Source organism: Candidatus Limnocylindrales bacterium (assembly GCA_035559535.1).
Taxonomy (GTDB): domain Bacteria; phylum Moduliflexota; class Moduliflexia; order Moduliflexales; family JAUQPW01; genus JAUQPW01.
In genome coordinates this window covers 83332-96491 of the sequence record DATMBG010000058.1, presented here as the reverse complement: position 1 = coordinate 96491, position 13160 = coordinate 83332, and the positions used below count along the sequence as shown (strand labels likewise).

The following is a 13160-nucleotide window of genomic DNA, read 5'->3' as shown; positions in this document are numbered from 1 at the left end:
CGTAGAAGAAAGCAGGGCGATCCCCCGGCCCTTAAACAGGGCAGCCACCAGCGGTTACTCCTACCATTTAGGCAAGGTCTCAACCTGGCAGAGGATAGGTTTTAATCCTTGCAGTTAGAAGTTGGATGGCCGAAAAGGCTGATCCTGAATCATCGGGCTCAGAAATATGGAAGCAGCCCCTTACATCCATGGGATCTAAGAAGGTAGTTATCAATATTTTGTCTTTAGGAAGCGGGGAGGTTATGGCCCGCCTGGTAGCTTACGTGGGAACTGCCTATCTTACGCGAGAGTTGGGACCCGCCGGATTTGGTATTATTGGTTTTGCCAATGCTCTCTACGGTTACCTGTCTCTTCCTATCCATGCTGGTTTCCAGGATATCGGATCCCGTGAAGTGGCCCGCCGACCCCAAGAGGCTCCTGACATCGCTCTGAGTGTAACGCTGGTCAGGCTGGTTTTGGCCTTTGTAGCTCTGTCACTTCTCAGTTTAATCGCCTGGCTTCTAAACAAACCGATCCTGGTTAAACAGGTTGTAGTTCTTACGGGCCTCTCCTTTTTCTCTTTAGCCCTGGATACTTCTTGGGTATACAAGGGACTGGAACGGAATCATCGAGTCGGTTTGGCTCTGGTGTCAGGACAGATTCTATATGTGGCGGCCCTCTTACACACTGTGAAAGGTCCCCAAGATATCTTATGGGCTCCCATAAGTCAGTTCCTGGGTGAATTGGGTACTGCATTTTTACTGACGGTACCTCTTATTCATTTTAGAAGATTCAGATGGGACTTTCGGGAAGGCTGGTATATGCTTCAAAATTCAGGTTTTTCGGTTCTTGCGCATCTGTTGAGAATGCTTATTTTTACCTTCGATGTGGTACTCATGGGATTTCTTCTAACAGAGAAGGAAGTCGGTCTTTATACAGCATCCTCTCGCTTTTGCTTTTTGCTCATGAACGTAGCCGCTGTAATCCGAATCTCCTATATTCCTGCTTTAACCCGGGCCTCAATCCAGGGTACTCAGCAGATTACCGAGGCTGCAGGACATTCCATAGAACTTTCCTCTGTAATAAGCATTCCCCTAACTATAGGGGGAATCCTTGTGGCGGCTCCTTTGCTGACCACCCTCTTTGGGCCTGGATATGAAGAGGGAGCCGGGGCTTTTCGGCTTTTAATTTTAAGCTTTGGACTTATCTTTTTTTCTGATGTGGCCCAAAATATCCTGCTGGTAGGTAATCGTATGAAAATGCATATGGGGATGGTCGCCGTTGCTGCCGGTATTAACATGGGACTCAACTGGGTTCTTATTCCCCGTTACGGCCTGATGGGAGCGGCTTTTACCACGCTCTTAGCCGAAATACTCCTTCTACTTATGGAATTCTGGGTGGTTTACCGGATGGGAGTCCGGATAGATCTCAAGCCGGTTATACGGCCCCTGCTGGCTGCCGGAGTGATGGGGTTGGGGCTTATAGCCCTTGGATCCGGTCAGGCCCTCTCCCTGTATCTCGGAGTAGGAGGCATCCTTTACTTTTTTGTCCTGGCCGGTCTTCGGGGTATTCCACGGGATCTACAATCTTACTTTCCCATGAAAAGATAAGAAGCTTTATGAACTTTTTTCCTCTTTCTTCTTTATAGCCTGGAGGGCCTTCTCCCAGAAAAACCCGGCGGCACTTGCCCCCTGTGACATCACGACCAGAGCGGTAAGTAACCAGGCCACCCGGCCTTGCCTGTGCAAAAACGGATAGCGGAGCATATTTAAATAAAAGGATTTGGGTTCCAGCTTCATTGGCTCCTGATGGAGTCGGGCCCGGGCCCGATGGAAGTGGAAGGCCCCACGACCATAATTAAAATGTTGCCACCAGAAGGTACTGAACGTCAGCATATGGGCATGATAAACCAGGGCTTCTGAAGCATAGGTCAAAGGGTAACCATGGTACATCCAGCGATTACAAAGTTCCCGATCCTCTGAGGTAAGGAAGGTTGCGTCAAAACCTCCTATGGCATGGAAGCGGTCCGCCGGTAAGGCCAGATTGTTGGTGGCAAAGAAGCGCATGGGACTGGGATGGACATTGTAGTAAGCATAAACGGCCTCGATGATGACCTGGCTGGCCGTTGAATAGAGATTATGGGGAAGAGCATTCAACGTTCGCCCCCCAATGGCATGACCCGGGAAGGTTGCAAACCGGGCCGCCAGAGCTTGAAGCCAATTGGGAGCAGGAATACAATCATCATCGGTAAAGGCAAAGAACTCACCCTTTGCCTGTGCAGCTCCAGTATTACGGGCTGCCGCCGGTCCTGCATGACGCTGTTTGAGTAAGATGACCTGGAATTTATCACAAAAAGGGCCGACAATGTTCTCTAAGGGAGTGGAACTTCCATCATCCACCACAATGACTTCGAAACGGCTACGTGGATAGTCTAAACAGACCAGGGATTGCAAACAAATCGTAAGTTGCTCCGGACGGTTATAGGTCGGGATGATGATGGAAAAAAAGGGTTGCTTCCGTTTCATAGGATCCCTCCAGGAATTAATATCCCGCTACCTTTTACGGGAAACCCTATCCAGTTCCTCCTTAAGAACAAATCCTTTACCCATTCTCTTGAGGTGGTCTATAATTTATGAGGTGATTATTATATATTAAAAGACAGTATTCGGTCAACTGAATTCTGAAGAAAGTAACTGTAACCATTTAGTAGGAGTCACTTTTTTCTGTTTGAACACCCTCCAGCTCCCTGACTTCTAACCTTCCCAGACGCCAGGATAAGCTGAAAAGCCCCTCAGGGGCGAACCGTAGGTAGCCCTCGACGCAAGTCGGGGGATTCAGTCATTCAAAATTTTTCAAGCTCCGGAGGAGCGACCTGTTAAACAGGTTGCCCCGCTGGGGCTAACTTTCTTATCCCGGCGCCTAGGCCTTTAACCCCTCTCCCAAGTTGGGAGACGGAGAATGAGGGCCTAGGGATCAGGTTAAGGCACTCCCTCAGGTATCCCACTTTTATCCTGGCGCTTAAGGGGTGAGGGGGATATTTCTTCCTCCACTTATGACCTATGGGATCACCACAAAGCATGAAAATTGTCGGGCGATTTTCGTAAAAAATGGATATGGATACTTGAAGAAAGAAACAAACTTTCTTTCCCTCCTCTCTGCTATTAAGAGAGTGCCTGATTCAGGTCTTCGATCAAATCCTCAACGTGTTCCAGACCGATAGAAAGGCGAAGTAAATTTTGAGGGGTTCGGGTCTGAGGCCCCTCAATGGAAGCCCTATGTTCGATCAGGCTTTCTGTACCTCCCAGGCTGGTGGCCCGGGTGAATACTTTAACTTTTGCGGCAACCGCCATGGCTGCTTCAGCCCCACCTTTGACCTGAATAGACATCATCCCTCCGAATTGCTTCATCTGCCTGGCTGCAATCCCATGACCGGGATGGCTGGGTAACCCGGGATAATGGACCTGCTCCACGGCCGGATGGGTATATAGAAAGTAAGCTATTTTCTCTGCATTTTCTGAATGGATCCGCATGCGATAAGGGAGGGTCTGAATGCCCCGAAGGATCAACCAGCAATCGAAGGGAGAAGGTACGGCCCCTCCATTTACCTGAAGGGTTCGGATCTGCTGGACAAAGGAGGTATCTTCTCGGGCGATAAGAACACCCCCCATCAGATCAGAATGCCCCCCAAAGTATTTGGTTGAAGAGTGCATAACCAAATCCGCTCCGAGTTCTAGAGGTCGCTGAAGCACCGGGGTCGTCCAGGTTCCATCCACTACAACCTTAGCTCCCACTTGATGGGCCAGGTCTGAGATATGTTGGATATCTGTGATTTTCAACAAAGGATTTGATGGGGTTTCTATCCAAACCAGTTTGGTCTCATGGGATAAAGCTGCCTGTACCCTGGCAGGATCCGTCATATCCACAAAGGTTACCTTTAAACCCCATGGAATAAAATGAGTCCTGAGGAGTTGTCCTACCCCGTAATAAGCATCATCGGCCACCAGAACCTGATCACCCGGAGAGAGGGCCTGAAAAGTAGTCATAATGGCCGCCATTCCTGAGGAGAAGGTAATTGCCGAAGTCCCTCCTTCCAGGGTCTTCAGACACTCTTCCAGAGCCTGACGATTGGGATTACCACTTCGGATATAAATATATCCGTGGGGAAAGCTCCCATCCTCTTCCCGGAGAAAGGTAGTCGATAAATGAAGGGGAGGAACTACCGCTCCGGTCGTGGGATCTGGCTTACGCCCGGCATGCACGGCCAATGTTTCGAGTCTCATAGATCGCCTCCTTCTGGGTACCGGACAGGAAAGAAGGTACCCTATATTTTAAAAGTCCATCGTATCTTTCTTTCTGCCTGTTACCGGATGGAACAGGTCGTATCCCCTTTGGTAGGGGCAACCGCCCACGCATCAAGCTAAGAAGGAGAAAAACCTTATTTTCAGCCTGAACACCCCCATCCCCCTCACCTAGCCCCTCTCCCAAATGGGGGCGCCAGCTTAAGCTGAAAAGCCCCGTCAGAGGCGAACCGTGGGTAGCCCCCAACGCAAGTCGGGGGATTCAGAAATTCAGAATTTTTTCAAACTCCCTAACCACATCATTATCAAACGAGACGTTTAACCTGCTGTTAAACAGGTCGTCCCGCCGGAGCTAACCTTCTTATTTTGGCGTCTAGGGGGTATCTCCACCCCCTGTTTAATCCTTAGCTTATACGTAGGGGGGATCATCGGTTGATCCTCTTTACAACCTGATTTTCCTGATTTTTCAATAGAAATATCTTCAACCAAATGGGTAAGATACCTTTTTACCCGGAAATAATCCAGGTTATTTTATTCCCGGTATCTGGGATCTGTTAATACACCTAGATCAAAGTTAAACTGAAAAGAAGGGGTATTTTTGCTCAATCCTGGGACATTATCCCCTACACACCCGGCTAAAACCCACCGGACCCTTTCGGGTTCCCCGGGAAAAGATCCAGAGCCGGAACGATTTATGGGTAACCCCATACCCGGATAATTAGCCTCTGGGTGCGGCCAGAACCACCGTTTCATTGGAAATCATCCGTCGAAGAATACCTCCTGTATCCCCCATGAGAACCAATCTCAGGTTAACCTGATAGCCGACGGTTTGAGAAACAACGCCGATTTCAAATCCACCCATAAATTTGGAAGTAGAAGCCCCCACTTCCGTAGCGTAACCGCTGGTATCATAGGGGTTGAAACGCAGAGGGACTAACTGAGGAATATTTTGAGGGATTAATCCGGCTGAGTTAAGATTACTGTTGGCATCATTATTAAAGGCAATGGTATAATAGCTCCGCCCCTGTGAGGCTCCTGCGTATAATCCCGGCAAAAGGCTCTTAACCTGATTTGAAGGAATCCTAAAGGTTGAACTCACCAATGTCAAGGGAAAATCATCGCTGGTATTGTTATTGGTCGGGTCAAAGGTGGTAATATAACCCCCTGTACAGGAAGGGGCCGTGGCATCCAGGCAGTAAAAGTTTCCCAGGATAGAACCGGCTATATTGGAAATATTAATCGTCCCTGCTTTACCTACATCCCAGGCATACCTAAGCGGAGGTCTTCCCCTTTCGGCCGGGAAAGGAGAAGTGGTTGGGTTTTTGAGCTGATTGATGATATCAACCGGAGTATCTGAGGTATTTTGCTGTTTGATATAAGTTGCGATTTGAAGAAACTGACCATAATCTGCGAATTCCTGGCTCTCCCACTGAATGAGGTCTATATAATAGTTCTTTCCGGCTACGGAATTGCTGTTATTCTGACTGAGGTAGTAGTAGTTGAGGCGATAAGCGTCTATTAAATAATCCGTAGAAACCCCTCCAAAAGTATGGCGAACCTGTCGGGCAGGCATTGTTTCTATAAACAGAATGGAATTTCCTATACTGGTTGCGCTGAGACCGAAAGCTGCCTGACCGTTCAAGGGCACCAGTTGAGTGATTGCCTGAGGGAGGGTTTGACCTGTTACCATTCGGCTCTCGCTCCGGACAATGACATTCTGATAATCGCTATTACTGGGACATCCTGGTGGACAGTAAGTCCCACTGGGGAGAATAATGGTTGGAAGGGGAGGATATTGGGAAGAAGGTTGCAGGTACTGGATATAATAACTTCCTAGTCCGGTCCAGGTCCCAGAACCAGGAGTGGCAGGTTTCACGTAGCTATCGACGAGTAAAAGGCGTGAGGAAATCAACCGGTTTTTAATTGGATTAAGGGCCTGCTGACCTTGTAACGACAGGTCATTTTTAACCTCAATAAAAAGGTTGGAGGTTAGAATGCTCAGGTTAAGATCGTAGAGGATAATGCTCAGGATACCCATAATAGCCACCACGATCATCATCTCAACCAGTGAGAGACCGGATTCCGACTTCAAGATTTTTAAACTTCTCTGAATTTGGATCATAATAAAATAGTATTGCTTGCCCTCACCCCCAGCCCCTCTTCCACACTGTGGGAGAGGGGGGAGGAAAGGTAGGTCAATCGTCTCGATTGATTAGAAACTTCTTTGTCTTACCTGATCCTCTCTCCACCCCTTGACTTCGTGGAGAGTCGGAGAAGGCAGGATGTTAGAAACCCCTTCATTCCCCTCTCACGAAGCTCTGGGAGAGGGGTTAGGGGTGAGGGGATAAGGACTTAAACTATTACCTGACACCCATTCCCCATTACCCCGATTAAGGTCGAAGCACAAATTGCAGATCATGGTAAGCAAAGTGGTTATAAATATTCTTACGATGAACCACGACCCGAATGGTATAGGTTTGCCCGGGGGGGTTATTGGATCCACCCAGATTGAGATTAAGCCCGGAGATATTCCAGGTATATTGTCTCTGGAGTGCTGTTGTATTCATGGTCGCAAAGTTTCCTGGGCAATCCGGTGTATTGGCTCCTTCACAAATGAAGTGGATTTTATTGGGGCCCATAGCGGTGGTATACTTACCTCCATCCTGTACAGGCAGAGCTGCACGACTTGTCCAATCATCGGGAGGAGTTGGAACCAGGTCATTATCTCCAATGACATAACGCCAGGGACCCCCATCGGAATACATCAAGACATAGTAAAGGGGAGTCTTTTCAGCGAAGTTGGTTTGATAGCCCGGAGTATAGGGTAAACCATCCCATCGCCGCCAGGTGATATTCCACTGGATGGTCAATGAGGAAGGACTGGTCAAAGCGGCCTGATTACCTGGATCCGGGCCGACTACTTCAACCCGAGGGAGCTGGCGAATACTATTCCAGGGGGTTCCGGTCGCCGGGTTGAGAGGAAGGGCAGCCCCGGTAACCGGATGGGTGGACTGACCGGTCAGCATAAACCCGTAGGTTAAGGTACTCAGATTAACTGTGGTTAAGAGGGTTTCGGGATTAGAAACTCCGGCCGGCTGAAGCCCATTCATCACAAAGTATCCGAAGAGGTCGTTACTGTTCGGGACATTGGTATTGGCATCTAAGGAGGAACCGGTACTGGCTCCGGCCGGGTTAAAATCAGGATCTTGCCGGACCTGGAGCAAGGCACTCCCCATTCGGGTATTTGAAGGGGGATTACTGCCGCCGCAGGTAGAGGGTACCCCGGGTGTGGGGGGGTTAGGAGGAGTTCCCCCGGTACAATAAAACGGGGCAAAAAGGGATACGGTGGTCCGCAAGTTACTGGTATTATAAGGGGCTACACCGTTCTCAGGAGGGGTCGAAGAGGTATCATGAATTTGAAAGGGTCGCTGGGCATTGATCGAGAAGTTTATCGTAGACTTGATAGCACTGGTCATGGCAACCCCTATAGCAGTCTGATTGGTCGTGGTTAAAATGTTAGTATGATTATACAGAGTAACTCCGTTGAAGAAACTGGGTGCTCCATTACTTTCGTTACTTCGGGTGGCATTATATCCCAAGTAGGCCACTTCTTCCGTATCTTGATTGAAGATGCTGGTCGGGAGATTTCCTCGGGTTTTCCACCCTATGTTAGCTGCAGCATAATAATTGGTATTATTGGTAATATCCGGATAGATTTCTCCCAACCAGGGTTTGGCATACCAGTTGCCTACTCCAGCCCATTGGGTCAATACCCGGGTACGACCGTAGGGACCATTGGCCGCCCAATTACCGTGACTACCGGCTATTTCATCCAGATCAATGAAGTTACTTCCTGTGTTATAGTCATTATTTCCCTCCTTCGCTGCGGCCGGAGCAACATTATTTCGATTTCTGAAAGGATTCAGAGGTACACGTATAGCGTCTGTCCATACCATGTTATAGGAAACCAGCCAGGGGGTATCGCCACCTATGGCACTTCCAGGATCCGTATAGTAGAAACCCCAACCGGTAATGCTGTTGAAGATAGATCGACTCTTGAGAATTCCCATACGATAGACCTCGGCGAATCTGGGATAATCAAAGGGGAGTCTGCCGGGATTGCTGGTCCCTCCAGAACCGTTGGACCACCCATCATCGGCATTGGATGTAAAACCAGCAAAGCCATTACTGTTAAGAGGACTATTGCGTCCCGCAGCGGTATTGTAGGGCGCCGTATTGTAAGGAGCCCCGGGCATATTGGCATCATCCACAAAATACCAGTTGTAGCGATGGTCGGCTTTAACATCCCAATAGGGGCTATGACGTGGGTCTCCCATAAACTGAAACCTTTCGGTGAAGGGAGCTCGAAAACCGTTAACCGGGAAATCTAGACCCTCCATACCCGTTTGGCCGGCTCTACCGGTACTTGTAGGTATGTTACACCCCGTGGTTCCGGACGTGCAGTTGATGTTAGCAAGCCAGGTGTAAGTCCTTGAAATATCACTGGGAACATTGTTGGCCGTTACAAAGTCATACGTCCCACCCGACATATAAAGTCCTGCGCTTCCTACTACAGCCCCTGCAGGAAGATCGGGAATATAGGAATAGGGATTGGCCGGGTCATAGCCTAAATAGAGGGTTCGTGTGATATAGGTACTGTCGGCCTCACCGGTAACCCGGCGGGGTGCAATGCGGGTTTCAATGGTTAACTGCTGATTATCCAGAACGCCTCCCGTATTCAGCAAGGTAATAGTCCATCGGGCGGTATTTTTGTAATTTGAGGAACTAACCGACGAGAGATCGTAATTAGGATTGGCACTCAGATTAGCCGGATTTCCTGTAAAGGCAGGAATATATTCCATTCCATACAGACGTCTTGCCGATGGAAGCCCTGTGTCGGTAGCCCCGACGGATGCTGTATAAGGAGGGGATGCCCCGGGGGATGTAGCCAGATCATGACGCAGAGGACTATTATAGAGCAGAACGATGAGATCGGAACCACTGTTAAGCGGACAGCAATGGAAAGCCTCATACCACATACTCCCGGCTCCTTCGGCTGCCTCTGAAGTGGGAGCGTTACCCCAGCCGGAATAGCCTGCTCCTGGATTTCCTCGAATCCTGCGAACCTCGATATTACCGGTACCGGTAACCCCCGTACCCGAAGTAATATTGTAACCACTGAAATTGACTCCCGAAATCCTTACGACAATGGGGACTTCATCATCTTTGTTGGCTGTGTTGGCTGTGGTGGGGTCACAATCCTTATCTAAAATAGCCGTTGGTCCATACTGAGGGATGGCGTTGTTACAACCCACCAGGGTACTGGCCATCGTTTCAGGAGTAACATAGGAATAAACCCGCAGTACGACATTGTTTCCATTTTGATACTCTAATTGTTCCGGATGGGTAACCACGCGAACGCCGGGGAAACCACTCACCGTGGGGTTGGTATTGGTACCACCGGGGTTTGGGTTTTTAGCCGGATCTGAATAATTCCGCATGGGAGGTATCGGAAGCATCTCCCCATGGGCGTTGAGGATCAAGATATTCTGATAGGAGGCCGGATCCTGATAAAGCTGCTCCAGCAGGATTCTGAGGCTGGGTTCCATGGTAGGTTCGGTATAACGTTGAACAAAGTCTGTGTAGGTCATTCCGGTAGGGAGGGTAAAAGGAGCTGCAGAGCTGGTGTCGGCAGGAAGACAATCCCAAATATTATTTTTATTCGGATTTCGTTGAGGTAAGTTGCCGTATTTGCGCATGCAGTACTCGGTTAATTCCTCGGGATAACGCACGGCATGGTTAAAATAGTCGGCCAGCGCATAACGCACGACTAAATAATGGTCGTCATCCAGATTGGCTCCCAAGGTATTAGGTGGATCCTGGGGATCATAAAGTAATCCGGCTCTTACAATACCTGCCACATTGGCCAGGGGGACGTTCCCACCTGTATACCCGGTCACGTTACTGTTGGGGATGCCCACATTACCCACACCACTGATATTGATGACCCGACCTGGATTAATTTTACCCTGGTTCAAAAAAGCAGCTCTGTAATACTCAAACTCAGGACTCCCCGTAGTGGTCTGGAGAAGGCCTGGATAATAATAGGCTGGTTCGATGGGAGAATAAGGGTTGGTAAGAACTGCCGGATAGTTAACCGTCGGGTCGTAACTGGCCGGAGTATTCAGGAAGGGGGCATAACTTTTATCCCGACCGAAAGCAGCTCGGGTAATATAATGCATTCGGTAATTGAGACCCGGGTTACTGGCCTGTAGCTGGTTAACGGCTGTGTTAATGATCGGCCGGAGATTTCCTAAACTGACCCACCAGCCGGGAACTGTATCCACAGCAAGAACATACAGATCGAAGGTCTGACTGGTCGGAAGACTATTACCCAGTTTTCGCATAACACTGGTCGTCTCGGCTAAAGGAAGTCCTCCCTGAGAGGGATTGGAAGCATCGGTATAAAAGCATCTGACGGTCACCATCATCGGTTCTTCTGAAGAGATAGGTTGGGTATAATCAAACCTTCTCACATCGATCTGTCTTTGGAATTTCCAACCATTTCCTGTATTTATATTACCACTTAAAGGATCGGCCGGGGCATTGGGAGCTACGGCCAGATTTTGTTCGAGTTGAAGACTAAGAACAGGAGAATAAAAGCTGTTGAGGATATTCCCGTTGGCATCTTCGATAACCTGATCATAAGGGGCTAATGAAGCCGCGGTATCGGTCCCTGCCGTTCTCTCCCTAAGTTCATTGATGAGTTGAATAGATTTCTGAATACAAAAGGCACGGTCTTGATTCAAGGTAGTAGATTTATAAGCTGCGGTGTGATAAGTGATGGCTCCGATTACCAGGACGCCCAGAATGGCCACAGCTACCACCAATTCTATCAAGCTGAGACCGGATTCTCGGGATAATCCAATTAATTTTTTATTTAAACGAAACATATAAAAGCCTCCTTTACCGTTTAATATGGGGCGCTCTCGATATGGCGTAGTTACTCATGGTTTGGTTAAGAACCCCGGTGATAAAATTGCCGTTGAAATTAAGTTTGGTAATTACCGTTCCACTGGAATCTCCAATCACGGCGGCCACAGAACCAAAGCTATCTGGGGCTGCAACAACGGCCCCGTTAATCACAGCTCCCCCGTCTATATTAAGCGTCCCCTTCATATAGATAAAGCCGGTAAAACTGCCGCATTGATCCGTTACACAACCGGTACCACAAACCGGACTACTCCCCCCTCCTCCACTACTGCAAGGTTTACCGTCAGCCCCACAAATATTAACATTCCCCCCATCGACTATGATTACTCCAAAAGCATCGATGCGTTGATTGGTAGTGCTGTTATAAAGACAGATGTCAGCATTGGTTACATTCTCTATATAAACCAGAGGGGGATTGGTAGAATTAACAGGGAAAGGGGTGATTTTGTTTAGGTTGGCACTTCCGTTAATATAGATTCCATTAGGACTATTCTGAACGAAGGTTTTGAGATCAGATAAACTCATACCAAACAAACTGTAGGGATCTACCGTCTGGTTGAATTGTGTGGATGAGGCGGTCAGTATTTGATTGGAACCCGGAATAGGACAGTTCATGGTGGCGGGAGTAGTTGAGTTTCCAGGATTCTGGGAGATATAAGCCGCCGTATTAGAAGAGGTATTGCATATCTGACCCATCTGGAGAACCTGAATATTGCTTCCTCGGAAGGTACTGACCGTTGCCGGAGGGGGGGTCAATACCATCCGCCGAATCTCGGCATCCATAACCACCTGCTCCACGATTTTATTTTGCCCCGGGTTATTGGGATTAAGGGGACCGGTTGAATTGCGTTGATAAGTGTAGGCATTTACCTCGAGCCGCCACACAACGCCCGCAGGGGGATTAGCTGCATTGGTGTTACCTGGAATTCGAAGATTGGTAATATCTTGAACGGCGTTACCGGTTCTCCTGAGTTCATAGTGTCCATACAGGTTATTCATTAAGCCGATTTTGAAGTCTCTCATAATTCCCACGCAATTTGTGTTATAACTTGAGGAACCACCTACACAACTAGTATCCTGAGTTTCAGGAACCGTAACCGGTACCGTACCCCGGGTACCTGATTGCATGGGATCGAATGTGGCCTTGACAGCCTGTTTTCCATTGGCCATAGATCTAAACCAGGCCAGTGCTTCCTCGATTCCCGCCAGGGCCACATTCATAACTTGATCCCGGCTAACTTCTGAATCAGCCGTACTTAAAGCACTGGTCATGATAGCATAACCAGCACCCAGGGCCATAAGCAGAATAGCACTGACCGCTATGACGACCACAAGGGCTATTCCTTTCTCATTTTGAAAATGTTGAAGCTCATTGTTAATGACCATAACGATTCCTCACAAAATTGAAAGGGGTTGTTAATTTATCTAAATGAATACCGAATCCGGTTGATTTGCCTTTCTAACTTAACTTTCTATTAGCTGGGAGCACGGGTGTCTCGCCACCTCACTCCCCTTTCCCCTCTCCTGAAGCTTCAGGAGAGGGGGAGCGAGGGGGTCTTTCAAGGATATCTTTTTACTAACCTAACCCTCTTCCCGCGTCAGGAAGGGGGAACTTGGGGATTGCCTATATCCCGACCCTCCCCTTCCCTCACAGGGAAGGGAAGTTAGAAGGGGTATCCCAAAAATACCCTTGAAAGAGCGAGGGAGTGAAGGAAACGGCTCTTCCTTTCCTGTCAGGAAGGGATCAGACCAGCCAACGGTCTAACCTGGAACGGTATTCCCACCCATCTCTGTCAGGTCCTTGAAATTCAAAACCAATACCAGGGAAGGTAAAGGGAAGGAGATGTTTTATAAGTATTTGAGTTTTTGATGCTTATATGGATTTCATGG

6 protein-coding genes are annotated in these 13160 nt (G+C 48.6%); 1 reads left to right on the top strand and 5 read right to left on the bottom strand.

Features of this window, described 5'->3' with window-relative positions; all coding sequences use genetic code 11:
- Nucleotides 1–125: 125 nt before the first annotated feature.
- A complete protein-coding gene (locus tag VNM22_22030; GenBank protein HWP49851.1) occupies nt 126–1589 on the top strand; it encodes an oligosaccharide flippase family protein in 1464 nt (487 codons plus the stop codon).
- Nucleotides 1590–1595: 6 nt separating this feature from the next.
- On the opposite strand, the gene VNM22_22025 is transcribed toward VNM22_22030, so the two are convergent.
- The 5 genes from VNM22_22025 to VNM22_22005 form a co-directional block, all read right to left on the bottom strand.
- Nucleotides 1596–2504, bottom strand: coding sequence for a glycosyltransferase (locus tag VNM22_22025; protein ID HWP49850.1), 909 nt, complete (start codon nt 2502–2504; stop codon nt 1596–1598).
- Between the two features lie 636 nt (nt 2505–3140).
- Complete coding sequence (locus VNM22_22020) at nt 3141–4259, bottom strand: aminotransferase class V-fold PLP-dependent enzyme (protein ID HWP49849.1); 1119 nt, start codon at nt 4257–4259, stop codon at nt 3141–3143.
- Between the two features lie 736 nt (nt 4260–4995).
- Nucleotides 4996–6399: a prepilin-type N-terminal cleavage/methylation domain-containing protein gene (locus tag VNM22_22015; GenBank protein HWP49848.1), complete on the bottom strand. Its 1404-nt coding sequence runs from the start codon at nt 6397–6399 to the stop codon at nt 4996–4998.
- A gap of 268 nt (nt 6400–6667) precedes the next feature.
- A complete protein-coding gene (locus tag VNM22_22010) occupies nt 6668–11230 on the bottom strand; it encodes a prepilin-type N-terminal cleavage/methylation domain-containing protein (GenBank protein ID HWP49847.1) in 4563 nt (1520 codons plus the stop codon).
- 13 nt (nt 11231–11243) lie between these two features.
- Nucleotides 11244–12656, bottom strand: a complete 1413-nt coding sequence (locus tag VNM22_22005; protein HWP49846.1) for a hypothetical protein — start codon at nt 12654–12656, stop codon at nt 11244–11246.
- Nucleotides 12657–13160 lie beyond the last annotated feature (504 nt).

Coding starts and splice junctions, on each gene's coding strand:
- VNM22_22030 (HWP49851.1), top strand. CDS start 126: ATGGCCGAAAAGGCTGATCCTGAATCATCGGGCTCAGAAATATGGAAG.
- VNM22_22025 (HWP49850.1), bottom strand. CDS start 2,504: ATGAAACGGAAGCAACCCTTTTTTTCCATCATCATCCCGACCTATAAC.
- VNM22_22020 (HWP49849.1), bottom strand. CDS start 4,259: ATGAGACTCGAAACATTGGCCGTGCATGCCGGGCGTAAGCCAGATCCC.
- VNM22_22015 (HWP49848.1), bottom strand. CDS start 6,399: ATGATCCAAATTCAGAGAAGTTTAAAAATCTTGAAGTCGGAATCCGGT.
- VNM22_22010 (HWP49847.1), bottom strand. CDS start 11,230: ATGTTTCGTTTAAATAAAAAATTAATTGGATTATCCCGAGAATCCGGT.
- VNM22_22005 (HWP49846.1), bottom strand. CDS start 12,656: ATGGTCATTAACAATGAGCTTCAACATTTTCAAAATGAGAAAGGAATA.